Genomic DNA, 25,599 nt, shown 5'->3' with positions numbered 1-25,599 from the left:
TTCTCCTAAACAGTCACTTCCACGCCGTGACGCACGACGCGTTTTTCCAGGTCGCCGCCCAGCCAGTAGGCCAGGTCGGCCGGACGATCAATCTGCCAGGCGACAAAGTCCGCGACCTTGCCGACCTCCAGCGAACCATGGGTCTGTTCCATGCCCAGGGCCTTGGCCGCGTGCAGCGTGACGCCGGCCAGGGCTTCTTCCGGGGTCATGCGGAAACAGGTGCAGGCCATGTTCAGCATCAGGCGCACCGACAACGCCGGCGAGGTGCCAGGGTTGAGGTCGCTGGCCACGGCGATCTTCACCCCATGCTTGCGCAGGGCCTCCATCGGCGGCAGTTGGGTTTCGCGCAAAAAGTAGAACGCCCCCGGCAACAACACCGCCACCGTGCCGGACTGGGCCATGGCGATGGCATCGTCTTCGGTCATGAATTCCAGGTGGTCGGCCGACAGCGCGTGGTAGCGCGCGGCCAGGCTCGAACCGTGCAGCGACGACAATTGCTCGGCGTGCAGCTTCACCGGCAAGCCAAGTGCCTGCGCGGCAATAAACACCCGTTCCACCTGGGCCGGCGAAAACGCCAGGTATTCGCAGAACGCATCCACTGCATCCACCAGCCCTTCGGCGGCCAGCGCCGGAAGCATCTCGTGGCAGATGTGGTCGATATAGTCGTCAGCGCGGTCGGCGTATTCCGGTGGCAAGGCGTGGGCCGCCAGGCAGGTGCTACGCACACTGACCGGCAACTCGGCGCCCAGGCGGCGGATAACCCGCAGGATCTTGCGCTCGCTGGCCAGGTCCAGGCCGTAGCCGGACTTGATCTCGACACTGGTGACGCCGTCGCGCAGCAGGCTTTGCAGACGCTTTTTGGCACTGGCGAACAGCTCGTCCTCACTGGCGGCGCGGGTCGCGCGCACGGTGCTGGCGATACCGCCACCGGCGGCGGCGATCTCGGCATAACTCACGCCCTGCAGGCGCTGCTCGAATTCACCGCTGCGGTTGCCGCCGAAAACCGTATGGGTATGGCAATCGATAAAGCCCGGGGTTACCCAGGCTCCAGCCAGGTCCTTGACCTGGGCGTAGTCGCCGGCCGGCGCCTCCGAGCGCCGGCCGATCCACTCGATGTGCGCCCCTGACGTCACCATGGCCGCGTCCTCGATGATCGAGTAAGTGCCCGAGGCCATGCTGGCGACGTTGCAGTGTTGCCAAAGAGTTTTCATCCAGGGTCTCCGTTAATGGTCAGTCGGTGAAAAAGTGCGATCAACCTCCAGCGCCTGAGCCGCCGCTGGCTTGACCCACAACATATAGGCAATCACCAGCAGCACGATCCACACCGCGCCCACCATCAGCGCCGCCTGAGTCTGCGGGAAATAGCCCAGCACGCCAAAGATGAACAGCATGAAGACGATGGCCGCCGCCGGTGCCCAAGGCCAGAACGGCACCTTGAACTGCAACTGGGCAACCTGCTCGGCGTTCATGGAGCGACGCATTGCCACCTGGGTCACGAGGATCATCAGCCAGACCCAGACCGTGGCGAAGGTCGCGATGGACGCGATTAGCAGGAACACGTTTTCCGGGATCAGGTAGTTCAGCAGCACGCCGCCCAACAGGGCCGCCGCCATCACCACCACGGTCATCCATGGCACGCCCTGCTTCGACAGTTGGGCAAAGCCCTTGGGCGCCTGACCTTGCTGGGCCAGGCCATACATCATGCGCCCGGCGCCGAAGATGTCGCTGTTGATCGCCGAAACCGCCGCCGAGATCACCACGATGTTGAGGATGGTCGCCGCCGAGGCGATGCCCAGGTTATCGAAGATCTGCACGAACGGGCTGCCCTGGGTACCGATCTGCTGCCATGGGTAGATGGCCATCAGCACAAACAGGGTCAGCACGTAGAACAGCAGAATCCGCAGCGGTACGGCGTTGATCGCCTTGGGAATAACCCGACGCGGGTCCTTGGCTTCACCGGCGGTGATGCCGATGATTTCAATCCCGCCAAAGGCAAACATCACCACCGCGAACGAGGCGATCAGGCCACCGATGCCGTTAGGCATGAAACCGCCATGGGCCCACAGGTTGGAGACCCCCACTGCCTGATCGCTGCCGGCCGAACCGATGCCGAACAGCATGATGCCGAAGCCGCCGAGAATCATCGCGACAATGGCCCCGACCTTGAGCAGCGACAGCCAGAACTCCATCTCGCCGAAGACCTTGACGTTGCACAGGTTCAGGCCGCCGATCAGCAGCACAATGCCCAGCACCCAGATCCAGCGGGCCACCTCCGGGAACCAGAAGCCCATGTAGATACCGAACGCAGTGACGTCCGCGAGGCAGACGATGATCATTTCAAAGGCGTAGGTCCAGCCCAGGATGAAGCCCGACAACGGCCCCAGGTACTGGCTTGCGTAGTGCCCGAACGAACCGGACACCGGGTTATGCACGGCCATCTCGCCGAGGGCGCGCATCACCATGAAAACGGCTGCGCCACCAATCAGGTAGGCGAGCAAAACTGCAGGGCCGGCCATTTGAATGGCCGAGGCAGAACCGTAAAAAAGCCCGGTGCCGATGGCAGACCCCAAGGCCATGAACCGAATGTGGCGAGCCGATAGGCCGCGCTTCAATCCAGCTGTTTTCTGTTCCATTTCTTCGTCCCCTATTTATTCTTATCAGACGACCATTTCTTCCCGGGCACATGCCCGGGAAGAATCATCAACAGACGCTCCGCGTCCATTTTGTGACGCCAGGCGTCACAGGCCGCACTTCCATGCCAGGCATGGAGACAATCAGCAGCCTCCCCTACTCGAGGCTCGGCAGCAGCCTGCACAAGCCCGGCGTGAAGGCCGGGCCGCGCAAGGCTTTTTGGTGATTACAGGCTTGGCAGCAACTTGGCCGGCACCAGCTCGTTCAGGCAGCGCGAGGCCAGCAGTTCGCTTGCGGCATTGATGTCCGGCGCGAAGAAGCGGTCCTTCTCGTAGAACGGCACCTTGGCGCGCAGGGCGCTGCGGGCTTTTTCCAGCTTGACCGAGGTCTTCAGGCCATCGCGCAGGTCCAGGCCCTGGCAGGCCGCCAGCCATTCCACGGCGAGCACGCCACGGGTGTTTTCAGCCATTTCCCACAGGCGCTTGCCGGCGGCCGGAGCCATCGACACGTGGTCTTCCTGGTTGGCGGAGGTCGGGATGCTGTCCACCGAATGCGGGTGAGCCAGGGCCTTGTTTTCGCTGGCCAGGGCCGCCGCGGTGACCTGGGCGATCATGAAGCCGGAGTTGACGCCGCCATTGGCCACCAGGAACGGCGGCAGTTGCGACATGTGCTTGTCCATCATCAGCGAAATGCGACGCTCGCTCAGGGAGCCGATTTCGGCAATGGCCAGGGCCATGTTGTCGGCGGCCATGGCCACCGGCTCGGCGTGGAAGTTGCCACCGGAAATCACGTCGCCTTCGGCGGCGAATACCAGCGGGTTGTCGGAAACGGCGTTGGCTTCGACCACCAGCACTTCGGCCGCCTGGCGCAACTGAGTCAGGCAGGCGCCCATGACTTGCGGCTGGCAGCGCAGGGAGTACGGATCCTGGACCTTGTCGCAGTTCTCGTGGGAGGCCGACACTTCACTGCCCTCGCCCAGCAGGTCGCGGTAGGCCGCGGCGGCATCGATCTGGCCACGCTGGCCACGGGCTGCGTGAATCCGCGCGTCGAACGGCGAGCGCGAACCCAGTACCGCCTCGACCGTCAGGCCGCCACAGGCCAGGGCGCCGGCGAACAGGTCTTCACCTTCAAACAGGCCGCGCAAGGCATAGGCAGTGGACACCTGGGTGCCATTGAGCAGGGCCAGCCCTTCCTTGGCGGCCAGGGTCAGGGGCTTGAGACCGGCAACTTTCAAGGCTGCGGTCGCTTCCAGCCATTCACCCTTGTAGCGCGCCTTGCCCTCGCCCAGCAGCACCAGCGACATATGGGCCAATGGTGCCAGGTCGCCGGAGGCGCCTACCGAACCCTTGAGCGGGATGTGGGGATAAACCTCGGCGTTGATCAGCGCGATCAGGCCATCGATCACCTGGCGACGGATACCCGAGAAACCACGGCTCAGGCTGTTGACCTTGAGCACCATGATCAGGCGCACCAGGTCATCGCTGATCGGCTCGCCGACACCGGCGGCGTGGGACAGCACCAGCGAGCGCTGGAGGTTTTCCAGGTCGGCGCTGGCAATGCGGGTCGAGGCCAGCAGGCCGAAACCGGTGTTGATGCCATAGGCGGTGCGGTTTTCCGCGAGGATCTGCTCGACGCAGGCAACGCTGGCGTCGATCTGGGCCGAGGCACTGTCATCCAGGCTCAGGGTCACCGGTTGCTGATAGATGGCACGCAGTTGAGCCAGGCTCAGTTGGCCGGGGATAAGGTTAAGCGCAGTCACATTCATTCTCCTTTTGAGAGTTTTATTAACTTGCCAGTCGCTCCGGATAATTCCGTTGTCCGTCGCCACCCGCTGGTTCAGCGGAGTGGCGCCTTGGCACGCTGGCTTGTGTAGAAATCAGTACAGCTTCGGTAAAACGTCTTCGAGCAGTGTCGGGTCTTGCAAAATCGAGGCGGCGCTGGCGATGTCCGGCGCCAGCCAGCGGTCCTGGTCATAGGCCGGGACCCGTTGGCGCAGCAGCTTCCAGGCGCGGCCGGTGCCCTGGCCAAAGCCCTGGGGCTTGAGAAATTCAAAGGCCTGGGCCGCCAGCAGGTACTCGATGGCGAGGATCTGACGGCAATTCTCCAGGGCCCGGTGCAGCTTCAGCGCGGCGTTGGTGCCCAGGCTCAGGTGATCCTCCTGCAGGCCCGAGGTCACGTAGTTGTCGAGCACCGCGGGTTGCGCCAGCTGGCGGTTTTCCGCGCACAGCGACGCGGCCACGTATTGCACGATCATCATTCCGGAATTGACCCCCGGGTTGCTCACCAGGAAGGCCGGCAGGCCGCTGACATGAGGGTTGATCAGGCGGTCCAGGCGACGCTCGGCGATCGAGCCGATTTCCGCCATGGCGATCGCCAGCAGGTCCGCGGCCAGGGCCACCGATTGGCCGTGGGGATTGGCCTGGGACACCACCCGGTAGTTATCCGGCGTGCCCAGCAGCAGCGGGTTGTCGGTGGCGGCGTTGAGTTCGGTTTCGATCTGGCGCGTGGCGTGGGCCAACTGGTCGCGGGCGGCGCCGTGCACCTGGGGAATCGAACGAATGCTCAAGGCGTCCTGGGTGCGGATACCCAGGCTGTTGGCGATCACTTCGCTGCCTTCGAGCAGGCCCCGCAGGTTAGTGGCGACCTGTTGCATGCCCGGGTGCGGCTTGAGGGCGATGATCTCGGCGTCGAACGCGGCAATCTGCCCGCGCAAGGCTTCAAAACTCATGGCGCCGATCACATCGGCCCATTGCAGCAGGCGTGTGGCATCGGCCAATGCCAGGCAACTGAGGCCGGTCATGCACGGCGTGCCGTTGACCAGGCACAGGCCGTCCTTGGCCCCCAGTTGCACCGGCTGCAAACCTTCGGCTGCCAGGGCTTGCGCGGCCGCGACCACCTGGCCGCGATAACTGACCTGGCCCACCCCGAGCAGGGCGATGCTGATATGCGCCATGTGGGTCAGGTAACCCACCGAGCCCTGGGACGGCACCTGCGGCGTAATCCCGCGATTGAGCACGTTCAGCAGTGCCTCGACCACCGGCCGCTGCACCCCGGATTTGCCCTGGCTGAAGTTGATGATGGCGGCGCAGAGAATGGCCCGGGTCTGCTCGTCACTCAGCACCGGACCGACGCCGCAGGCGTGGCTGAGCAAGGTATTGCGCGACAACTGGCTGAGTTGCTCACCCTCGAGCGAAACGTTGCACAGCGCCCCCAGGCCGGTGCTGACGCCGTAGGCGCGCTCGCCGCTGGCGACGATGCGCTGGACGATGGCCTGGGCATTCTCGACCCGCGCCCAGGCCTGCTCCGACAGCGCCAGCTGCGCGCCCTGGCGGGCGACGGCGACGACATCCTGCCAACGCAGCGGGGCGTCGGCGATAACGATTGTTTCAGCCTGGGACATGTCCGGCCTCATACCGAGTGAATGACGGTGCAGCAGCCACGGTGCTCATCAGACCACCGCCGCGCGGCGCTGGACGAAACGGTCGACGTACTCGTCGGCCGGCGAATGCAGGATCTCTTTCGGCGTGCCGACCTGGATCAGGCGGCCGTCCTTGAGGATCGCGATGCGATTGCCGATGCGTACCGCCTCATCCAGATCGTGAGTGATAAAAACGATGGTCTTGTGCAGGGTCTTCTGCAGCTCCAGCAACTGGTCCTGCATTTCGGCGCGGATCAGTGGGTCGAGGGCGCTGAAGGCTTCGTCCATCAGGATAATGTCGGTGTCCGCCGCCAACGCCCGGGCCAGGCCGACCCGTTGGCGCATGCCGCCGGAGAGCTGGTGCGGGTATTTGTTTTCATAGCCCTTGAGGCCCACGGTATTGATCCAGTGCAGCGCCCGTTCGGCACAGACCTGCTTGCTCTCGCCGCGCACTTTCAGGCCATAGGCGACGTTGTCCAGCACGCTCTTGTGGGGCAACAGGCCGAAACTCTGGAACACCATGCTGATCTTGTGCCGGCGAAACTGGCGCAGGGCGTCCATGTCGTATTGCAGGATGTCCTCGCCGTCCACCAGGATCGCGCCGCTGGTGGGGTCGATCAGGCGATTGAAGTGGCGCACCAGGGTCGACTTGCCGGAGCCGGAGAGGCCCATGATCACGAAGATTTCGCCGGTGCCGATGCTCAGCGACAGGTCGTTGACCCCGACCACGCAACCGGTCTCGGCCAGCACCTGGTCCTTGCTCTTGTTCTGGCGAATCATGTTCAAGGCATCGGCGGAACGATTGCCGAAGATCTTGAACACGTTCTTGACTTCGATTTTGCTGATGGCTGTGTTGCTCATGGGTTCACCTCATGGCGTGGACGACCATAGGCCTGGGTAATCCGATCGATCACCACCGCCAGAATCACGATGGCCAGCCCCGCCTCCAGGCCGCGCCCGACGTTGAGGGTCTGGATGCCCACCAGCACATCTTCGCCCAGGCCCCGGGCACCGATCATCGAGGCGATCACCACCATCGACAGGGCCATCATGGTGGTCTGGTTGATCCCGGCCATGATGCTCGGCAGCGCCAGCGGCAATTGCACGCCGAACAGCTGCTGCCAGCGATTGGCACCAAAGGCGTTGATCGCTTCCATGACCTCGCGGTCGACCTGGCGAATACCCAGGTCGGTGAGGCGGATCAGCGGCGGCGCGGCGTAGATGACGGTGGCGAAGATCGCCGGCACCTTGCCCAGACCGAACAGCATCAGCACCGGGATCAGGTACACGAAGCTGGGCATGGTCTGCATGATGTCGAGCAGCGGCATCAGCACCGAACGCAGGCGATTGCTGCGCGCCGAAAGGATGCCCAGGGGAATGCCGATCAGCACCGAAATCACGGTCGCCACCAGCATCAGTGCCAGGGTCTGCATCAGCTTGTCCCACAGCCCGACGGCGCCCACCAGAAACAGCAGGCCGACAATCACCGCAGTGGTCACCACCTTGCGTGTCGCATGCCAGGCAATGCCGCCGACAATGGCCAGCATCAGCCACCAGGGCGCCATGCGCAGCAGACCTTCGAGGTTGACGATGGCCCACAGCAGGGTGTCGGAGATGTGGCGGAAGACATCGCCGTAATTGGTCACCAACGAGTCAACCCAACCGTTGACCCAGTCGGCGATAGAAAATGTGAAACGCTCAGGAAACATAAGCAACTCTCGATCAAGGGGGGATGTGGCGTCGCTTGCGGCAGCCAGTGCTGACGGCCGCAAAGGCTCTACCTACAAGGCCGCGTCGATTTTCCTGGCCGCATCGTCGCTTACCCATGCATGCCAGACTTCAGGATGTTCCTTGAGAAAAATTTTCGCCAGCTTCGGCGATTCGATGCGTTCCTTGGTCATCCGCGCCAGGTTCTGGTTCAGCAGATCGATCGGCAGGTTGACCTTCTCCAGCACCGCGACCAGCTCCGGCGCCTGCTCGTGGAACACCTTGGACAGGCCGACCTTGATGGTCACGCTTTTATCCACGCCGGGTTTTTCCTCGAGCTTCACCAGGTCGACCTGGCCCATCAGCGGCGTCGGCGACCAGTAGTAAAACAGGATCGGCTCGCCACGCTTGTAGCTCGACAGCACAGCGGCATCCAGGGCCGGGCCGGTGCCCGGGCGGAAGTTGGTGTAGCTGTTTTCCAGGCCGTAGCTCTTGAGCATTTCGCTGTTGTCCAGCTCACAGGTCCAGCCGGCCGGGCAGTTGTAGAAACGACCTTTGGCAGGCTCTTCCTGGTCCTTGAACACTGCTGAATACTTGGCCAGGTCGGCGATGTTCTTCAGGTCCGGCGCCTTGGCTTCCAGCTTGCGCTTGGCATCGCCCTCGATCACGTAGCGCGGCACGTACCAGCCTTCGACGGCACCCACCACCGGGGCGCCGACACCCACCACCTTGCCGGCCCTCTCGGCCTTGTTCCAGACTTCGCTGCGGCCTACCCACTCCTCGGCGAACACTTGAATGTCGTTGCTGCCCAGGGCGTTCTCCATGGTGATGGAGTTGCCGGGCAAGGTATCGGTCTTGCAGTCGTAGCCTTTTTCCAGCACCAGTTGCAGCACGTCGGTCAGCAACATGCCGCTTTCCCAGTTCAGCCCGGCGAACTTCACCGGTTTGCCGGATTCGCACCAGCCGGCGGCCTGGGCAGCACCGGCACTGGCCAGCAGGCCCATGGAAAGCAGAGTGGTCAGCAGGGTCTTATTGACGCTCATTGTGTGACGCTCCTAATCATGAATTGGCATACGGCAGTCAAGAGGCATCCAGCCCTATCCACGTCCAATCAGGCTCACACCGCGCTTGCGCGGGCCGCCCCACTCAGCTTTTGTTCGGTGACCGCGTCCTGCTCTACCGGCAGGATCAGACGATCGGGTACCGCGCCATGCCATTTCCTGGCGGCGAAGTAATACAGCGCTGCCGGCACCACCAGGCCGATGATCCAGGAGATATCGGTGTCCCCCAGGCTCGCCACCAGCGGACCGGTGTAGAAATGGGTGGAGATGAACGGCATTTGAATCAACACACCAAACACGTAAATGCTGATGCCCATGAGGTTCCAGCGCCCGTACCGGGCATTGGGGTCCGAGAGCGCGGGAATGTCATAGCGCTCTTTGGTGATGCAGTAGAAGTCCACCAGGTTGATCGCGCTCCAGGGCGTGAAGAACGCCAGCAGGAACAGGATGAACGCGGAGAAATCCTTGAGGAACGAGTCCTTGCCCAGCAGTGCCAGGGACGCCGCGATCGAGACCATGATGAAGATGTACAGCAGGCGCACGCCGCTGCCGATGTGCCGGCTGCCACGAAAGCCGCTGATGATGGTGGCGATCGACATGAAGCTGCCGTAGGCGTTGAGGGTGGTCACTGTCACCTTGCCGAAGGCCACGGCGAAATACAGCAGGCCGGCAACGATCCCGGTGCCACCCAGGCCGACGATAAACGAAACCTCGTGGTGGGCGAACTGCGAACCGGCCAGGGCCGCCGCGAACACCCCGAACACCATCGCCGCCTGCGCGCCGATCACCGAACCCAGGCCCACGGCCCAGAAGGTCTTGACCGCCGAAGTGCTGCGCGGCAGATAACGCGAGTAGTCGGCCACATAAGGGCCAAACGCGATTTGCCAGGATGCCGACAACGACACCGCCAACAGAAAGCTCGAAAGAGAAAAATGCTTGTTCCCCAGCAACGCGCCAATGTCGTTGCCGGACAGCAGTTTGTAGAACAGGTAGATGAAGGCCACGACCCCCAGCACGCTGGCGATCCGGCCAATGCCGTGAATCACCCGGTAGCCGAAGATGGTGAAGACCATGATCGAGCCGGCAAACAACACGATGCCGACCCAGTCCTGGACCTGCAGCAGTTGCGCCACCGCCTGCCCCGCCAGCAACGAACCGCTGGCCGAGAAACCGATGTACATCAGGCACACCAACACCAGGGGAATCACCGCACCGTAGACACCGAACTGCACACGGCTGGAGATCATCTGCGGCAGGCCCAGTTGCGGCCCTTGCGCCGCGTGCAGCGCCATAACCCCGCCGCCGATCAATTGCCCAAGCAACAGGCCGATCAGCGACCAGAACACATCACCGCCCAGCACCACGGCCAGGGCCCCGGTGACAATTGCAGTGATTTGCAGGTTGGCACCCAGCCATAGGGTGAACTGACTCAATAGACGACCGTGTCTTTCCGCTTCCGGGATGTAGTCGATCGAACGCCTTTCGATCAACGGTTTACTGCTTGCACGATCATTCGATAAAGCCATTTACGTCGAACCTCTATGGGCACTGCAGACGATTTGCTGCTCCGACAGGAGCGTTTTTTGTAGCGGCGGGAGCCGGTGAACCGGCCCCCGCGATACGGCTTACTGGCCGGTGATCATCGGCAGATTCAGGCCTTGCTCCTTGGCGCAGTCGATGGCGATCTGATAGCCGGCGTCGGCGTGACGCATGACACCGGTGGCCGGGTCGTTGTGCAGCACGCGTGCGATACGCTCGGCAGCTTCATCGGTACCGTCGCAGACGATGACCATCCCCGAGTGCTGGGAGAAGCCCATGCCGACGCCGCCACCGTGGTGCAGCGAGACCCAGGTCGCGCCACTGGCGGTGTTGAGCAGGGCGTTGAGCAGTGGCCAGTCGGACACGGCGTCGGAACCATCCTGCATCGACTCGGTTTCGCGGTTCGGGCTGGCGACCGAACCGGAGTCCAGGTGGTCGCGACCGATCACGATCGGCGCCGACAGCTCACCGCGGCGCACCATTTCGTTGAATGCCAGGCCGAGCTTGGCGCGCTGGCCCAGGCCGACCCAGCAGATACGCGCCGGCAGGCCCTGGAAGCTGATGCGCTCGCGGGCCATGTCCAGCCAGTTGTGCAGGTGGGCGTCGTCGGGGATCAGTTCCTTGACCTTGGCGTCGGTCTTGTAGATGTCCTGCGGGTCGCCGGACAGCGCGGCCCAACGGAACGGACCGATGCCACGGCAGAACAGCGGACGGATATAGGCCGGTACGAAACCCGGGAAGTCGAAGGCGTTTTCCACGCCCTCTTCCTGAGCCATCTGCCGGATGTTGTTGCCGTAGTCGAAGGTCGGAATGCCCTGCTTCTGGAAGTCGAGCATGGCCTTGACGTGCACCGCCATGGATTGCTTGGCGGCCTTGACCACGGCGGCCGGCTCGGTCTTGGCGCGAGCGCGGTACTCGTCCCAGGTCCAGCCAGCTGGCAGGTAACCGTTGAGCGGATCGTGGGCGCTGGTCTGGTCGGTGACCATGTCCGGGCGCACACCACGCTTGACCAGTTCCGGGAGGATTTCCGCGGCGTTACCCAGCAGGGCAATGGAGATGGCCTTGCCTTCCTTGGTGTATTTCTCGATGCGGGCCAGGGCATCGTCGAGGTCGCGGGCTTGTTCATCGACGTAGCGGCTGTTGAGGCGGAAATCGATGCTGACCTGCTGGCATTCGATGTTCAGCGAGCAGGCACCGGCCAGGGTCGCGGCCAGCGGCTGGGCGCCACCCATGCCGCCGAGGCCGGCGGTGAGGACCCAGCGGCCTTTCAGATTGCTGTTGTAGTGCTGGCGACCGGCTTCGACGAAGGTTTCGTAGGTGCCCTGGACGATGCCCTGGCTGCCGATGTAGATCCAGCTGCCGGCGGTCATCTGGCCGTACATGGCCAGGCCCTTGGCATCCAGTTCGTTGAAATGTTCCCAACTGGCCCAGTGCGGCACCAGGTTGGAGTTGGCGATCAGTACGCGCGGTGCGTTGCTGTGGGTCTTGAACACGCCGACCGGCTTGCCCGACTGCACCAGCAGGGTTTCATCGTCATTGAGGTTGGTCAGGCTCTCGACGATTTTGTCGTAGCACTCCCAGTTGCGCGCGGCGCGACCAATGCCGCCGTAGACCACCAGCTCTTTAGGGTTCTCGGCGACTTCCGGATCGAGGTTGTTCATCAGCATCCGCAGCGGCGCTTCCGTCAGCCAGCTCTTGGCGGTCAGCTTGTTGCCGCGGGCAGCGCGAATTTCGACGTTCCGGTATTTCGTAGGTTTGTTGTCAGTCACGGAAAAAATCCTCAGCAATCAATCCAAACCAACCCAGGCAGTGGGCCAGCGAGCCTGCGCGCAGGGGTTGCGCTACAAGCGAATCAGCAATGGCGCGAAGAGGAAATCACCTCACTCTTACGCACACATCTTTACTTGTACATACAAGCATATGCAATCAAGCGGCCAACTCGGGAAACGACTACCGAAGAAAATTCGACGCAGGCGCGCACGCCTTGAAAATAAAGGCTTTGCGCAGAGGTGATTTTTTTCGCGGGATTTTTCGAGGGTGGTAACGGCTGTTACCAAAGCGTGGTTTTGCGCCACGCTGGGGCGTTCGGTAACAAACTGGTGCGCGATTGGGAAACGCCAATCCCACAAAATCTGTAGCGCCGCAGAGCTACGGTTTTTAGAGGTGGGTGAGTTCGATTACGCAGCAGCGGCCGCCGATGGCGACCTCCAGCAATGAGGCATTGCCGTCCAGTTGCAGGCAATCATGGCAACCCAGCTCCTGCAACGCGCCGTCATTGATCGTGACCTGCAACTGCTCAGCCACGCTGAACACCAGCAGAGTGCTGGCCTGGCTGAAGAAACGCTGCTCGCCTTCGAGCCATTGCAGGCGCGCTTTATAGCGGTCGGCGGCGTAGATCAGGTTGAAGTCGCGGATCGGACCGTCCAGCAGGTTGCAGGTCACCTGGCTCGCGCCACTGAAGGCGAAGGGGTCGAGGGGCAGCAGCGGGCGCGTCTCGTGGCCATCCACCGTCAGCGCCATGCCGCTGCCTTGCAGCACGGTGATGATCCGCTGGTAGCCGGCAAAGCTGGAAAAACCACCGGACTCACCGATATCCGCAATCGACAGGCGCCAGCCAAACCCTTCCAGGCCAACGCCGGCATCACGGGTGATTTCTTCGGTGCTGCCACCGCCGTTCTTCCACGGCATGCGCGGGTAGTCGGTCGCGCGCAAAAGTTTCAATTGGGTCATTTATGAAAGCGTCCTTCCAGACGATGACGGGAACCGGGGTGGATCAACCGCGCCGCGGTCACTGGCTGGCGACCGGACCAGGTGCGGCGCCGGATCAGCAGGCACGGCTCGCCGCGCTCGATCTGCAACAGCCTGCACTCCTCGGCCTCGGCCAGAATCGCCTCGACCACATGCTCGCCCTCGGTCAGCGGGGCCACCTGGTTCAGGTAGGCGTAGGGGGTTTGCAGGGTGAAGTCTTGCTTGAGGTACTCCGGCGCCACCAGGGCGTTGACGAAGCGGTCTTCGATTTGTACCGGAATATCGTTTTCGAAATGCACGATCAGCGAGTGGAACACCTTCTGCCCTTCGCGCATGTCCAGGGCCACGGCGCGCTCGGAGCCGGCGGCCTCTTCACCCAAGGTGATGACCTTGCACGTGTGGCGATGGCCACGGGAGGCAATCTCGTCGGCAATGTTATGCACTTCGAACAGCGCCGACTGGCTCTTGGGTTCAGCGACGAAGGTGCCGACGCCCTGCATCCGCACCAGCATGCCCTCGGCAGTCATTTCGCGCAGGGCACGGTTGATGGTCATGCGGCTGAAACCCAGCTGGTTGACCAGTTCACTTTCCGACGGAACGCGGTAGTGCGGCGGCCAGTTTCCGCTCTCGATCTGCTGGGTAATCATCTGTTTGACGCGGGCGTACAAGGGCGCCGGACTATCGCCCAAGTGGGCGGCCAGCGGGGAGTTGGCAGTCGGAATCGGCACAGGGAATCCTTGTTCGTGAATAAAGGGGGCTAGCTTGCCGGAGTTTACCGAGCAGGCAAACGTCTGTATATGTATATACAAATAACACACGATGGGGTGCTGAACCATGTCCGCCTTCTTTGCCGAACGCGCGCTGCTGCCTAATGGATGGGCCAACAATGTACGTCTTGAGGTCAGCGCCGACGGCCTGCTGACCCACATCCAGGCCAACGCCGATGCGCAAGGAGCTGAACGGGTCCAGGGCCCGCTGCTGCCAGGCATGCCCAACCTGCACTCCCACGCCTTCCAGCGGGCGATGGCCGGCCTGGCGGAAGTCGCCGGCAACCCCAATGACAGCTTCTGGACCTGGCGCGACCTGATGTATCGCCTGGTCGGCAAGATCAGCCCCGAGCAACTGCACGTCATCGCGCGCCAGCTGTACATCGAAATGCTCAAGGCCGGCTACACCTCGGTCGCCGAATTCCATTACGTGCACCACGACACCAGCGGTCAGCCCTATGCAGACCCGGCCGAACTGGCGCTGCGTATCAGCCAGGCGGCCAGCTCTGCCGGCATCGGCCTGACCCTGCTACCCGTGCTGTACAGCCACTCGGGCTTCGGCGGCCAGGCGCCCAACGAAGGCCAGCGACGCTTTATCAACAGCACCGAGAACTACCTCGAGCTGCAATCGCGCCTGCAACCGCTGCTGGCCGCACAGCCGGCGCAACGACTGGGATTGTGCTTTCACTCATTGCGCGCGGTCACGCCGCAGCAAATCAGCGAAGTCCTGGCCGCCAGCGACCGAGAGTGCCCGGTGCATATCCACATCGCCGAGCAGCAGAAGGAAGTCGATGACTGCCTGGCCTGGAGCGGGCGCCGGCCGTTGCAATGGCTGTATGAAAACACTGAGGTCGATCAGCGCTGGTGCCTGGTCCACGCCACCCATGCCAACCCGGAAGAAGTCACGCTGATGGCCAGGAGCCGGGCGATTGCCGGGCTGTGCCTGACCACCGAAGCCAACCTCGGGGACGGGATCTTCCCTGCCGTGGACTTCCTGGCCCAGGGCGGGCGCATGGGTATCGGTTCCGACAGCCATGTGTCACTGAGCGTGGTCGAGGAATTGCGCTGGCTGGAATACGGCCAACGTCTGCGCGACCAGCGGCGCAACCGCTTGTATGGCGCCGATCAGCCGATGGTCGGGCGCACCCTGTATGACGCCGCGCTGGATGGCGGCGCCGAGGCGCTAGGGCAAGCCATCGGGGCATTGGAAGTGGGCAAGCGTGCCGACTGGCTGGTGCTGGACGGCAACGACCCGTACCTGGCCACTGCCGACGGCGACGCCATTCTCAATCGTTGGCTATTCGCCGGCGGCGACCGTCAGGTACGCGATGTGCTGGTCAACGGCCAGTGGGTGGTGCGCAACGGACGCCATGCCGGGGAAGAAGAAAGCAACCGCGCCTTCACCCAGGTCCTGCGCGAACTGCTCAACTGAGTTCGGCCCCACGCTCTTGCGGCGCGGGGAATCATTGTGGCGCGGGAGCTTGCTCGCGCCTGGCCGCACAGCGGCCACTCAGGCCAAACGGGCAATTCAACAGTCACCTGCCAATCGCCCTCGCCCCCAGCGTTACTTGGAATTCTTCGCCATCACCGAATCCGACACCCGCCAGATCAGTCGTGTGGTGTCGTAGCCCTGCTGGCGTGCCCGGCTCAGCAAGTCCTCACGAACCGTCTCGCTGACCTCCGGTTTGCGCGACAGCAGCCACAGGTAACGCCGGCTCGGGTCGCCGACAATGGCTGTCTTGTAGTCGTCGCTGACGTAAAGCACCCAGTAATCACCCTTCGCGACCCCGGGCAGCAACCGGGAAAACCAGTTGTCGAACTCGACCCACAGCTTGTCGGTGTTACCCGGCACCTGCGGCGTCGCCGTGCCCCGTGCTTCTTCCCACTTCCACTCGGGCGTCAGGCAGCGGTTGAGCACCGCCACATTGCCTTCGGGCAACAGGGTGTAACGGGCTTCGGATTGCGCACAATTGCGCTGGAAGTACATCGGCAGTCGCGCCAGCTCGTACCAGGTCCCTTGGTAACGCTTGAGGTCGACGTGACTAACGGTCTTGGGCGCCAGCGAATCGTCCCGGGACGTGGCGCAGCCGGCCAAGAGCAGGCCGGCCAGAAGAGTGAATACCAAACGCATCATTATTTTTCTCCCGCGGGCACGTGGCCCCGGTTTACTTCAGGCCTTGCCCGGAAAACATCAGCACTTTGTCACCGGCGTACTGCACGCTGATAAAGCTGTTCTTGTCACCCCAGGTGCAGCTGGACATGCCCAGGGCGCCGGAGCAATCGGTCGGTTTGCCGAGCAGGTTTTCAACCTCGGCCTTGGGCATGCCCGCCGACAGCTTGGAATAGTTTTCCTGATTGACCTTGCTGCAGGCTGCCAGCAGCACGCAGAACGACAACAGAGCGAGGGAACGCAGCGACATGGTGAACTCCTGAACGGAAGGGGGAAGGCATGGCTGCCAACCAGAAGCTTAGAAGAGAAAACCCCGATCTGGTTCCCCATGACGGCGGGTATTTATTACCGGCAAAAAACACGATTTGCGTCACAAATCAGGCACTTTCCCTAGGCCGAAAGCATTTCGTCGGCTTTGCCGAAACTCGCTTCAGTTTTGACGCTGGCAAGTCGACATATAGGCAGCGAAAAGCCCTCTACTGTGGCAAATTAGCGCACCCTCGTTGACCAGCCTCTCGCGGTAGTTCATTTAATGACCAGAAACATGAAGTTCAGCCACAAGATCCTGCTCGCCGCCGCCCTTGTGGTCGCCGTGGCGTTCGCCTGTTTCATCCTGTTCAACGACTACCGTCAGCGCGCAGCCCTGCGCAGCAGCACCGAATCTTCCATGCAGGAACTCGGCAGCCTGACCACCAGCAACATTCAGACCTGGCTCGAAAGCCGCATCCAGCTCCTGCAATCCCTGGCCCAGCAGATCGCCGTGGATGGCAACGGTGGCGACAGCCTGCAACGCAGCGTCGGCCTGCCGGCTTACGCCAGCAACTTCCAACTCAGCTATTTTGGCGGCCAGGACGGGGTGATGTTCTCGGTGCCAGCCGGCAACCGGGCCGCCGACTACGATCCGCGCGCCCGGGGCTGGTTCAAGGCGGCCAACAGCGCCGGCCGGACCATCGTCACCGAGCCGTACATCGCCGCGTCCTCCGGCAAGCTGGTGATCACCGTCGCCACGCCGGTGCAGCACCAGAACCAGTTTATCGGCGTGGCCGGCGCCGACATCGACCTCTCCAGTGTCAGCGCCATCATCAACTCGCTGAACTTCGGCGGCCATGGCCACGCGTTTATCGTCAGTGCCGACGGCAAGATCCTGATCCACCCGGACAGCAAGCTGGTGCTCAAAAGCCTGGGCGAGGCCTACCCCAACGGCGCACCCAGCATCAGCCCGGGCCTGAAAGAAGTGGACGTGAACGGCAAACGCCAATTCATCTCCTTCACCCACGTCAACGGCGTGCCCTCGGCCGACTGGTACGTGGCGCTGGTGCTGGATCAGGACACCGCGTTCGCCATGCTCAGCGAGTTCCGCACCTCGGCGATCATTGCCATGTTTATCGCGGTGGTGATCATCATCGCCCTGCTCGGCATGCTGATCCGGGTACTGATGCAACCGCTGCACCTGATGGGCCGCGCCATGCATGACATCGCCGAAGGCGAAGGCGACCTGACCAAGCGCCTGAGCATCCACGGCCACGATGAGTTCGGCACCCTGGGCCTGTCGTTCAACCGGTTTGTCGAGCGCATCCACACCTCGATCACCGAGGTGTCCTCGGCCACCGGCCAGGTCAATGAAGTGGCGCTACGGGTGGTCGCGGCCTCCAACTCGTCGATGTTCAACTCCGACCAGCAGGCCTCGCGCACCAGCAGCGTGGCCGCAGCGATCAACGAATTGGGGGCCGCGGCCCAGGAAATCGCCCAGAACGCCGCCCTCGCCTCGCAGCATTCCAGCGACGCGCGCAACCTGGCCGCCGAAGGCCAACAGGTGGTGGATCAGACCATCGCCGCGATGCACCAGCTGTCGGCCAAGATCAGCGACTCCTGCGGCAATATCGAAACCCTGAACAGCAACACGGTGAACATCGGGCAGATCCTCGAAGTGATCACCAGCATCTCCCAGCAAACCAACCTGCTGGCCCTGAACGCGGCCATTGAAGCGGCCCGCGCCGGTGAAGCCGGGCGTGGGTTTGCGGTGGTGGCCGATGAGGTGCGCAACCTGGCCCACCGGACTCAGGATTCGGCGCAGCAAGTGCAGAAGATGATCGAGGAGCTGCAAGTGGGCGCGCGCCAGGCGGTGAGCACCATGACCGAAAGCCAGCGCGAGAGCGAAAGCAGCGTGGGCATCGCCAACCAGGCTGGCGAGCGCCTGGGCAGCGTGACCCAGCGCATCGGCGAGATCGACGGCATGAACCAGTCGGTGGCCACCGCCACCGAGGAGCAGACCGCGGTGGTCGAGTCGATCAATGTCGATATCACCGAGATCAACACCCTGAACCAGGAAGGCGTGGAAAACCTGCAATCCACCCTGCGCGCCTGCGCCGACCTGGAACAGCAGGCGGCACGCCTGAAGCAGTTGGTAGGTAGTTTCCGGATCTGAGTCCGTAGCCGCTAGGGGGCATCCGGGAATACGTCAGCGGCCGTGCGGGCCAGCGCAGCCTTCGGCAGCGGCTACAAAGCCTGTAGCCGCCGTTCGGACGCTGGGTCTATACCCACGCAACTGACACGGGGGTACCTCGACGACAGGGTCGAACGCAGCTTAAAAACGCGAGCCAGGCTGGCTCAGGAAGGTAAGTTCTTCAGCGGTGGATTCACGGCCGAGGATGGCATTGCGGTGAGGGAAGCGGCCGAAGCGGGCGATGACCTTCTGGTGCCGTTCGGCGTAATCCAGGTGGTCGGCAAATACCGGACGATCCTCCGCAGACTGTTGGTCATGCAGGGCAGCAAAGCGCGATACGCCTTCGTTCTGCACCGCCAGGTTTTCGCAATGCTCGAATACCAGGTAGATGAACGCGCGCTGCATGGGCGGCAGTTGCCGGTCAAAATCCGCGGCGATGCCCTGGGCCACCAGTGCTTGCGCACGCAGGTCACCGCTGAAGGCCTTGGGGGTTTCGCGAAAGATCATCCGTGGCAGTTGATCGAGCAACAACACCAGGGCCAGCCAACCGTGTGGGCCTTGCGCCCATTCGGTCAATCCGCCGGCCAGTGCCTGTTCGACCTGGGCCCCGAAGCGCTCGCGCGCTTCAAGGTCCTGGCTGTCACGCTTGCCAAACCACAGCCCGCCCTTGTCCGCCACAATCTCGGCCGGCTTTTCGGCTGAGCCGAACCACCAATCGAGCAGGGGCTGCCAGGGCTGGGCCATGGGGTTATTCCTTGTGGTACGCGGTCACGCGGTCAACTTCTTCCTTCGAACCCAGGAACACCGCCACACGCTGGTGCAGGCCTTCAGGCTGGATGTCGAGGATACGCTGATGACCGTCAGTGGAAACGCCGCCCGCCTGTTCCACCAGGAACGACATCGGGTTGGCTTCGTACATCAGGCGCAATTTGCCTGGCTTGGACGGGTCGCGAGCATCACGCGGGTACATGAACAGACCGCCACGGGTCAGGATGCGGTGCACGTCGGCCACCATCGCGGCGATCCAGCGCATGTTGAAGTCTTTCTTCAGCGGGCCGGTCTCGCCTTCCAGCAACTCGCTCACGTAGCGCTGTACCGGGGCTTCCCAGTGACGCTGGTTGGACATGTTGATGGCAAATTCCTGGGTCGATGCCGGGATGGTCATGTTTTCGTGGGTCAGGACGAAGCTGCCCATTTCACGGTCCAGAGTGAAACCTTTGACGCCATCACCCAGGGTCAGCACCAGCATGGTCTGCGGGCCGTAGATCGCGTAACCGGCAGCCACTTGTTGGGTGCCCGGTTGCAGGAAGGCTTTTTCGCTCAGGGCTTCGTTCTGGCTCAGGTGCTCGTTAGGGCAACGCAGTACCGAGAAGATGGTGCCGACCGAGACGTTGATGTCGATGTTCGACGAACCGTCCAATGGGTCGAATACCAGCAGGTAGGCACCTTTCGGGTATTTGCCGGGAATCTGGTAGGCATTGTCCATTTCCTCGGACGCCATGCCGGCCAGGTGACCGCCCCATTCGTTGGCTTCGAGCAGGATCTCGTTGGAGATCACGTCGAGCTTCTTCTGCACTTCGCCCTGTACGTTTTCGGTGCCCATGCTGCCCAGAACACCGCCCAGGGCGCCTTTGGAGACAGCGTGGCTGATTTCCTTGCAAGCACGCGCCACCACTTCGATCAGGAAGCGCAGATCGGCAGGAGTGTTGTTGCTGCGGGTCTGCTCAATCAAATAGCGACTCAGGGTAACGCGGGACATGGAAGGCTCCGGAGGATGGGGGACTAAAAACCCGCGCAGTTTAACGCGAGTCGAGGCGCATTTCCTCCTGTCAGACAGGGAACTGCCCAATAGAGTTCATGGACCGCTTTCAGCGTAGCTACAAAACAGCCTTTATGACTGACATCCCCAACGGCCCCGCCAATCGGCGGTGGCGCAAGAGCAGGCGCCCTGGCCACCGCCGGCGATGTCAGCGGCGATCAGGTTTTCGCTGCGGGTTTGCGCAACAGGCTGAAGGCCATGGCGCCCAGGGCCAGTACCCCGAGCAGCAAGACTGCCCACAGGGCGATTTTCTTCCAGTCCGGCCCGCTCGCTTGCGGGGCGACCGAGGGGGTGGCGGTGGACGCAGCCAGCTGCAGCGCGCCATCGACCCGGGCCTGGCCCAGGGCCTTGAGGCGTTGCGGGCTGTAGTCAGGGATCAGGGTGGCCAATGGCAGGTTCGCCGCTGCGACCGTTGGGTTGCCCAGCGCCAGGGTGTAGGGGCCGGCGCCACGGGCCAGGAACACCAGTTGCGTGGCACGCACGGCAACCTTCAAGGCCGGGGCCTCGGCACCCAGGCCACCGCCGCGCTCGTCCACCGTCAACCTCAGTTGCTGCACGTTGCGCCCGGTCAGTTGCAGATCGTTCTGCACCACGTCCTGGCCATTCTGGGTCAGGCGATAGAGCAAGCCACTGGTCAGCGGCTGCCAGGGTTGGTTGTTGTCGCGGCGCCCGTACAGGGTCACCGGTGCCAGGCTGTTGGGCTGGCTCAGCTCGACCTGCAGGCGCTCGACATTCAACCCCGTCGGCAACTGCCAGATGTATTCCCCGGCCTTGGGGCTGCTGCCGGCCAGCGGCTGCGACCACAGCAGGGGCAACGGCAGGCTGCTGGTGCTGGTGCTTTGCAGTTGCGCCGAGGTCAGGATCGGCGCCGATTGCGGGGCGCTCCACAGCAGGCGCAGGTAACGCGCCGACTGCCCGGGCAAGCCGACTTCATGCTGCTCGATACGCTCATCGGCAAACGACAGCCGCGCCACCTGCCCCTCTCCCCAGGCCTGCCAATGTTGCAGGTCGTCGCTGGCCTCGATGCTGAAACGCTGGAAACCATCGCGCTCGCTGGTCCAGTCGAGCACCAGTTGCTGCAAGGGTGCCTTGATCGCGCTGGCGTCCAGCAACCACCCCCGCAGCACCTCTTCACCGGCCTCGAGCTGGCTGGACGGCTGCACCTCGACCAGGGTCCCGCTGGCACTCGACTGCACGCGCACGCTCGGCGCCGCTTCGCTGGCATCCGCCGAGCTGTACAGCGGGAACCACTTGACCTCGGTCAGGCTGCGCTGTTCGCGGGTTTCGGCCTGTTCGCGGGCCAGGGCATAGGCCTGGGGTTCGCCGGCAGCATTGAACACGCGGATATCACTCAGATCGCTCTGGCTGGAATTGAGCTGCGCCGCCAGCGGCAGTTCCAGGCGATACCAGGGGCCTTCGCCACTCAGGCTCAGCGGCAGCTGGGACTTGAAGTCCGCAGGTTTTTCCTGGGCCGTGGCCGACAGCGCCACACATAGGCCCAGTGCCCCCAGCCACCCCAGGTTCAGGTTCTGCTTCAAGACGACACTCCTTCGGTTTCAGGCTCTGGCCGGGGTTGATCCGGCTCTGCCTCGACGCGCTTGGGCGGCAGCGGGGCGAAATAGCCGACCACCAGCAGCAACACCCCAACGCCGATAAACGACACGATCCGCGCCAGCCCGCCACGGTTGCTCAATTCGACAAAGAACAGCTTGGCGACCACCAGGGCGATCAACCCCGCCCCCACCAGCCAGACCTCGCGGCGATGGCGCAGGTGGCCGCCGATCATCAGCCCCAGGGCAATCAGGGTCCAGACGATGGACAACCCGGCCTGCACCCGCATCGAGCCGAGCAACGCATCAAGCTCGTACGGCACCCCGCTCCAATGGTGCGCGGTACGCATCACCAGTGCGGTGAAGAACGCGAACAGCGAAATTCCCGCCACGGCCTGGGTGCCGCGCTCGGCGTAGTCGACACGGATCGCCCATTGCTCCACCGCGCTGCGCGACCACATATAAACCCCGAACAAGGCAAACAGCAGCCCCAGTTCCAGCGGGTTGAGCAATGGCAGGTACGGCAGAGGCTCGGCGCTGCCGTCGCTGGCGATGTTCGCCAGCCAGAACCAGCCCAGCATCAACACCGCCAGGGGCAATGCCGCGTACAGCCGATACTCGCGGGCATGGGCCGCCACCGGCCATGGCCAGGCCCGTGGCGCGGCCATCAGCACCAGGTACAGGCTCGGCAGAATCGCCCAGCCCAACCAGCGCCAGGCGTTGTACTGCTCGGACAACAGCAACAGGCCGTAGCGCAGCTCCAGGGCCAGCACGCCGATCAGCAACCAGCAGCCGAGCACATGGGCAGCGCTTTGCAGCCGCGCCGGCAGCATCGACGCCAGGCGCCGCAGGCTGAAGAAATGCACCGCGAACACCAGCGTCCAGGCCAGCCAGCCAACACTCGCGGCCGGGTGGTAACGCGAATGCCAGGAGGCGATCAGCACCAGCGCAGCCACCGGCATCAACAGGCTGCACAGCAGGCCCAGCGAGGCCCACTTCAGACGCAGTGCCAGCCAGGCCCAGAGCAGCACACTGAGTGCGGCAATCGCCAGCAACAGGCTGCCTTGTAGGTGCACAGGGGCAAAGCGCAGCACTTCCCGGACCAGGGCAAAACTCCACCAGCAGGCGCCCCAGGCCAGCAACAGATCCGACAGGTGTCCCAGCTTCAAGGCGTCGAACACCGGGCCATGACTGCCGCGTTGCAGGCGCCAGGCGCCGACCAGCGCGGCCAGGGCCAGCACCATCGGCGTGCAGAAGTCAGCGTTGGCCAACGGCCGTAGGCCTTCGCTGAGCAACGGGCCGAACCAGTCGGCACCGGCCAGCAGGAAGGCGCTGCCGCCGATCACCTGCAACAGCAAACCGAAAACGAAACTGGCGCGCTGCTGCAAATACAGGCTCAGCCAGATGATCAACAGGCCACTGGCCGCCCACACCCCGCTGGCGATGGACCACGGCAGGACAAACAGCACCGCCAGGTTGATCATCATCAAGCCGGCCAGCAGCACCACCGACAACCCGCGCAGCAAGCGCACATCGTTGCGCACCATGTCGTCCCGGGCAGCCAGCAACATGCCGCCGATCAGCGCCAGGCCAATCAGCGAGGCGCTGAGCAGGCCATTCCAGCCGGCGCTGAACACTGCCGTGGAATCGCCTTCGGCGCCTTGCAGGCGCAACAGAAACAACGCACCGCCCAACAGCTGCACGGCAAAGGCCGTGAACAGGAAGGTCCGCGATTGCAGGCGCAGGCCGACAAACAGCGTCGCCAAACCGGCCAGGGCCCAACCGATGGCGGTGCCGTGGGTGAAGAAGAACAACGGCGCCAACAGGTACAGGAAACTCAAGCCCAGGCAGGCCAAAATCGGCAACAACCCTTGCTCCCAACTCGACACCTGCTGCGGTTGGGCCTTGCGCAGTTGATAAAAGCTGAACAGCAGCGCAGCACCCAACAACAGCGCTCCCAGGGGCGCGCCATCCAGCAGGCTGTTGCTGCCGGGGCGCAATTCGCCGAGGAAGGCCACCGCCGCGCCCAGTTGCAGCAACAAGGCAAATGCCCGGGCCAATGGCCGTTGCTGGCGCAAGCCGAGCCAGAAGATCCCCGCGCCTTCGACCGCCCAGGCGGCGCTGGTCCAGCGTGCGTCCAGGCCCAGGGGAATCGCCAGGCTGGCGAAAATCACACCCAGGGCCAGGCAGGTCTCGCCCAGCAGCAAGGCGCGGCCGCCGCTCAGCACTCGCGCCAGGCCCATGTAGAGGATGCCCAGCGCCAGGGCACTGAACGCCGCGCCGAACTCCAGGTGCTGCACCAGCGCGAACTGCAGGCCGAAGCCTACCAGCGGCGGGCCGAACAGCATGCTGCCGTCGACGTAGTCGCCCTTGCGCGCCGACCAGCGCAGCAGTGCCTCGCGGCTGGCGTCTTGCGGCGCATCGGGCAGGTCCATGAGTGTGCGCCGGGCGAACAGCAGGCCGATCGCCAGGTACATCAGGAAGAACACCACCAGGAACGGCTCGGTGCTCCACAACAGCTGCGGCTCGTAGGAGCGCAGGCCCCAGGCGAAACCGATGCCGAAGGTGCCGACAAAACCGATCAGGTTCAGCAGGCGCCAGGCCTTGAACCAGGCGATGGCGAGGATCCCGGCATTGAGCAGGGCGAAGTAGCTGAATAAAGCGACGTGGCTGCCGGCTCCGGTGGAGGTCAGGATCGGCGCGGCAAAGCCGCCCAGGGCAGCGGCGGCGGCCAGGCCCAGGGCATCCTGGGTCACAGCCAGGATCGCCGAGAACAGTGTGACCGCCACCAACAGTCCCAGGGCTGCCGATGGGTCGAGCAGCGGGTGCAGGCGCATGGCCGCAAAGACCGTCAGGTACAGCACGCCGATCCCCGTGCCTTGCAGCATCAGCCCGTAGTTGCTGTTGCGCAGCCGCAGCCACCAGCCCAGGCCCAGCAACCCCAGGGCGCTGGCGGCAACCCCGGCGTAACGCAATTCAATCGGCACCACCATGCCTTCGGTGGCATAGCGCAACAGGAAGGCCAGGCCGAGGAACAACAGCAGCACACCCACCCGCAGCACAGTGTTGCCGCCAAACAGCCAAGCGCGCGCGCCGCTGATGGCGCGTTCGATCAGGTTGGGTTCCAAGGGTTCGGCGGGGGCCGCTGGCGCTATCGGTTGGCGCGCAGGCTGCGCCTGGCGCAGAACGTCGGCCGGCGGGGCCTGGCTGAATACGCGAGTGGTTGCCGGGCTCGGTTGCAGTGTGGGCGGCAGTTCCCAGACCAATTCCCCGGGCGCAGGCTCGACAACCGGTGGCGGCTGAGGTTTTGCAGACTGGGCCAGCAGAATCGGCAGCGCAGCTTCCGGCGTGGGCGCCGGGTGGACGCTGGGCGCTTCGCTGGCCGGGGCCGGCTCAGGCGTGCTGACGCCACTGCGCTCAAGGGAGGACAGACGCTGGCCGAGGGCTGCCAGCGCGGTTTTGGCCTGCTGCAGCTCGCGGTGCAGCTCGCGGGCCTGGGCACTCAGGCCACCCACCCGGACCGCCAGGCCAATGCCCAGGCCCAGCAGCGCGCCGATCAGTGCGTCGCTGAAGGACTCATCGAGCACCCAGCCCAGCACCAGCCCTATCAGCATGAAAATCCATTGCATGGTCGATATCCCTAAGCACCGAATCAGATCCTGCCGCCAGCAGCCGCAGAAAAAACTGGCGCCCAGTATATCGACAAGGCCCAACAAACGTTGGGCCTTGTGCGCATTTCTAGAATT

General features: G+C 63.5%; 20 protein-coding genes and 1 pseudogene. 4 read left to right on the top strand and 17 right to left on the bottom strand.

Going from position 1 to position 25,599, the window contains the following annotated elements; genetic code table 11:
• Nucleotides 1-5: 5 nt before the first annotated feature.
• The 11 genes from hutI to hutC form a co-directional block, all read right to left on the bottom strand.
• Entirely contained in the window at nt 6-1,211 is a 1,206-nt protein-coding gene (hutI, locus tag JFU57_RS09710) for an imidazolonepropionase (RefSeq protein ID WP_201129099.1), read from the bottom strand.
• A gap of 12 nt (nt 1,212-1,223) precedes the next feature.
• Nucleotides 1,224-2,633 (bottom strand): amino acid permease, encoded by a 1,410-nt coding sequence (locus JFU57_RS09705; RefSeq protein ID WP_078469421.1) that lies wholly within the window; start codon nt 2,631-2,633, stop codon nt 1,224-1,226.
• A gap of 224 nt (nt 2,634-2,857) precedes the next feature.
• Nucleotides 2,858-4,396 (bottom strand): histidine ammonia-lyase, encoded by a 1,539-nt coding sequence (gene hutH / locus JFU57_RS09700; protein WP_102047881.1) that lies wholly within the window; start codon nt 4,394-4,396, stop codon nt 2,858-2,860.
• A 111-nt stretch (nt 4,397-4,507) separates the two neighbouring features.
• Nucleotides 4,508-6,031, bottom strand: coding sequence for a histidine ammonia-lyase (hutH, locus tag JFU57_RS09695; RefSeq protein ID WP_201129098.1), 1,524 nt, complete (start codon nt 6,029-6,031; stop codon nt 4,508-4,510).
• 48 nt (nt 6,032-6,079) lie between these two features.
• The gene (locus tag JFU57_RS09690) at nt 6,080-6,910 is read right to left on the bottom strand and encodes a quaternary amine ABC transporter ATP-binding protein (RefSeq protein WP_020299502.1); all 831 of its coding nucleotides are present in this window, start codon (nt 6,908-6,910) and stop codon (nt 6,080-6,082) included.
• Entirely contained in the window at nt 6,907-7,758 is an 852-nt protein-coding gene (locus JFU57_RS09685) for an ABC transporter permease (protein ID WP_078469419.1), read from the bottom strand. The genes JFU57_RS09690 and JFU57_RS09685 overlap by 4 nt, the downstream gene beginning before the upstream one ends.
• Nucleotides 7,759-7,830: 72 nt before the next feature.
• The gene (locus tag JFU57_RS09680; protein ID WP_201129097.1) at nt 7,831-8,799 is read right to left on the bottom strand and encodes an ABC transporter substrate-binding protein; all 969 of its coding nucleotides are present in this window, start codon (nt 8,797-8,799) and stop codon (nt 7,831-7,833) included.
• A 74-nt stretch (nt 8,800-8,873) separates the two neighbouring features.
• Nucleotides 8,874-10,343 carry a purine-cytosine permease family protein gene (locus JFU57_RS09675; protein ID WP_201129096.1) on the bottom strand — a complete coding sequence of 490 codons (1,470 nt, stop codon included), beginning with the start codon at nt 10,341-10,343 and terminating at the stop codon, nt 8,874-8,876.
• Between the two features lie 99 nt (nt 10,344-10,442).
• Nucleotides 10,443-12,125, bottom strand: coding sequence for a urocanate hydratase (gene hutU, locus JFU57_RS09670; protein WP_078469416.1), 1,683 nt, complete (start codon nt 12,123-12,125; stop codon nt 10,443-10,445).
• A gap of 388 nt (nt 12,126-12,513) precedes the next feature.
• Nucleotides 12,514-13,086, bottom strand: coding sequence for a HutD/Ves family protein (locus JFU57_RS09665; protein WP_201129095.1), 573 nt, complete (start codon nt 13,084-13,086; stop codon nt 12,514-12,516).
• Nucleotides 13,083-13,751: a histidine utilization repressor gene (gene hutC / locus JFU57_RS09660; protein WP_238596131.1), complete on the bottom strand. Its 669-nt coding sequence runs from the start codon at nt 13,749-13,751 to the stop codon at nt 13,083-13,085. The genes JFU57_RS09665 and hutC overlap by 4 nt, the downstream gene beginning before the upstream one ends.
• A 187-nt stretch (nt 13,752-13,938) precedes the next feature.
• Here hutC and JFU57_RS09655 point away from each other — a divergent pair, with 187 nt between their 5' ends.
• Entirely contained in the window at nt 13,939-15,303 is a 1,365-nt protein-coding gene (locus JFU57_RS09655; RefSeq protein ID WP_201129094.1) for a formimidoylglutamate deiminase, read from the top strand.
• A gap of 132 nt (nt 15,304-15,435) precedes the next feature.
• On the opposite strand, the gene JFU57_RS09650 is transcribed toward JFU57_RS09655, so the two are convergent.
• The gene (locus JFU57_RS09650) at nt 15,436-16,005 is read right to left on the bottom strand and encodes a lipocalin family protein (RefSeq protein ID WP_020299510.1); all 570 of its coding nucleotides are present in this window, start codon (nt 16,003-16,005) and stop codon (nt 15,436-15,438) included.
• A 31-nt stretch (nt 16,006-16,036) separates the two neighbouring features.
• Nucleotides 16,037-16,291 (bottom strand): lipoprotein, encoded by a 255-nt coding sequence (locus JFU57_RS09645; protein WP_020299511.1) that lies wholly within the window; start codon nt 16,289-16,291, stop codon nt 16,037-16,039.
• 29 nt (nt 16,292-16,320) lie between these two features.
• Here JFU57_RS09645 and JFU57_RS09640 point away from each other — a divergent pair, with 29 nt between their 5' ends.
• The 3 genes and pseudogenes from JFU57_RS09640 to JFU57_RS33590 all read left to right on the top strand — a co-directional run bounded on the left by JFU57_RS09640 (nt 16,321) and on the right by JFU57_RS33590 (nt 18,466).
• Nucleotides 16,321-16,548, top strand: a complete 228-nt coding sequence (locus tag JFU57_RS09640; RefSeq protein WP_201129093.1) for a hypothetical protein — start codon at nt 16,321-16,323, stop codon at nt 16,546-16,548.
• Between the two features lie 25 nt (nt 16,549-16,573).
• Nucleotides 16,574-17,608 (top strand): annotated as a pseudogene (locus JFU57_RS33595) (HAMP domain-containing protein); the annotation flags it as partial.
• 93 nt (nt 17,609-17,701) lie between these two features.
• Nucleotides 17,702-18,466 carry a methyl-accepting chemotaxis protein gene (locus JFU57_RS33590; RefSeq protein WP_421548313.1) on the top strand — a complete coding sequence of 255 codons (765 nt, stop codon included), beginning with the start codon at nt 17,702-17,704 and terminating at the stop codon, nt 18,464-18,466.
• A gap of 159 nt (nt 18,467-18,625) precedes the next feature.
• Here JFU57_RS33590 and JFU57_RS09630 read toward each other — a convergent pair whose 3' ends face one another.
• The 4 genes from JFU57_RS09630 to JFU57_RS09615 all read right to left on the bottom strand — a co-directional run bounded on the left by JFU57_RS09630 (nt 18,626) and on the right by JFU57_RS09615 (nt 25,482).
• Complete coding sequence (locus tag JFU57_RS09630) at nt 18,626-19,228, bottom strand: DUF924 family protein (RefSeq protein WP_201129090.1); 603 nt, start codon at nt 19,226-19,228, stop codon at nt 18,626-18,628.
• 4 nt (nt 19,229-19,232) lie between these two features.
• Nucleotides 19,233-20,243 (bottom strand): class 1 fructose-bisphosphatase, encoded by a 1,011-nt coding sequence (locus JFU57_RS09625; RefSeq protein ID WP_020299514.1) that lies wholly within the window; start codon nt 20,241-20,243, stop codon nt 19,233-19,235.
• A gap of 218 nt (nt 20,244-20,461) precedes the next feature.
• Nucleotides 20,462-21,841, bottom strand: coding sequence for a DUF3999 domain-containing protein (locus tag JFU57_RS09620; RefSeq protein ID WP_201129088.1), 1,380 nt, complete (start codon nt 21,839-21,841; stop codon nt 20,462-20,464).
• Nucleotides 21,838-25,482 carry a DUF2339 domain-containing protein gene (locus tag JFU57_RS09615; protein ID WP_201129086.1) on the bottom strand — a complete coding sequence of 1,215 codons (3,645 nt, stop codon included), beginning with the start codon at nt 25,480-25,482 and terminating at the stop codon, nt 21,838-21,840. The genes JFU57_RS09620 and JFU57_RS09615 overlap by 4 nt, the downstream gene beginning before the upstream one ends.
• Nucleotides 25,483-25,599 lie beyond the last annotated feature (117 nt).

Source organism: Pseudomonas sp. TH07, from assembly GCF_016651285.1.
Classification (GTDB): Bacteria; Pseudomonadota; Gammaproteobacteria; order Pseudomonadales; family Pseudomonadaceae; genus Aquipseudomonas.
Note: the sequence above shows the minus strand (reverse complement) of the source record. Positions and strands in the feature narration are given on the sequence as shown.

What these genes read in the sequence shown, in the direction of transcription:
- hutH (WP_102047881.1), bottom strand. Translation starts at nt 4,396, where the DNA reads ATGAATGTGACTGCGCTTAACCTTATCCCCGGCCAACTGAGCCTGGCT.
- JFU57_RS33590 (WP_421548313.1), top strand. Translation starts at nt 17,702, where the DNA reads ATGTTCAACTCCGACCAGCAGGCCTCGCGCACCAGCAGCGTGGCCGCA.
- JFU57_RS09685 (WP_078469419.1), bottom strand. Translation starts at nt 7,758, where the DNA reads ATGTTTCCTGAGCGTTTCACATTTTCTATCGCCGACTGGGTCAACGGT.
- JFU57_RS09615 (WP_201129086.1), bottom strand. Translation starts at nt 25,482, where the DNA reads ATGCAATGGATTTTCATGCTGATAGGGCTGGTGCTGGGCTGGGTGCTC.
- JFU57_RS09680 (WP_201129097.1), bottom strand. Translation starts at nt 8,799, where the DNA reads ATGAGCGTCAATAAGACCCTGCTGACCACTCTGCTTTCCATGGGCCTG.
- hutC (WP_238596131.1), bottom strand. Translation starts at nt 13,751, where the DNA reads ATGATTACCCAGCAGATCGAGAGCGGAAACTGGCCGCCGCACTACCGC.
- JFU57_RS09655 (WP_201129094.1), top strand. Translation starts at nt 13,939, where the DNA reads ATGTCCGCCTTCTTTGCCGAACGCGCGCTGCTGCCTAATGGATGGGCC.
- hutH (WP_201129098.1), bottom strand. Translation starts at nt 6,031, where the DNA reads ATGTCCCAGGCTGAAACAATCGTTATCGCCGACGCCCCGCTGCGTTGG.
- hutI (WP_201129099.1), bottom strand. Translation starts at nt 1,211, where the DNA reads ATGAAAACTCTTTGGCAACACTGCAACGTCGCCAGCATGGCCTCGGGC.
- JFU57_RS09675 (WP_201129096.1), bottom strand. Translation starts at nt 10,343, where the DNA reads ATGGCTTTATCGAATGATCGTGCAAGCAGTAAACCGTTGATCGAAAGG.
- JFU57_RS09645 (WP_020299511.1), bottom strand. Translation starts at nt 16,291, where the DNA reads ATGTCGCTGCGTTCCCTCGCTCTGTTGTCGTTCTGCGTGCTGCTGGCA.
- JFU57_RS09650 (WP_020299510.1), bottom strand. Translation starts at nt 16,005, where the DNA reads ATGATGCGTTTGGTATTCACTCTTCTGGCCGGCCTGCTCTTGGCCGGC.
- JFU57_RS09630 (WP_201129090.1), bottom strand. Translation starts at nt 19,228, where the DNA reads ATGGCCCAGCCCTGGCAGCCCCTGCTCGATTGGTGGTTCGGCTCAGCC.
- JFU57_RS09640 (WP_201129093.1), top strand. Translation starts at nt 16,321, where the DNA reads ATGGCTGCCAACCAGAAGCTTAGAAGAGAAAACCCCGATCTGGTTCCC.
- JFU57_RS09705 (WP_078469421.1), bottom strand. Translation starts at nt 2,633, where the DNA reads ATGGAACAGAAAACAGCTGGATTGAAGCGCGGCCTATCGGCTCGCCAC.
- JFU57_RS09665 (WP_201129095.1), bottom strand. Translation starts at nt 13,086, where the DNA reads ATGACCCAATTGAAACTTTTGCGCGCGACCGACTACCCGCGCATGCCG.
- JFU57_RS09690 (WP_020299502.1), bottom strand. Translation starts at nt 6,910, where the DNA reads ATGAGCAACACAGCCATCAGCAAAATCGAAGTCAAGAACGTGTTCAAG.
- JFU57_RS09625 (WP_020299514.1), bottom strand. Translation starts at nt 20,243, where the DNA reads ATGTCCCGCGTTACCCTGAGTCGCTATTTGATTGAGCAGACCCGCAGC.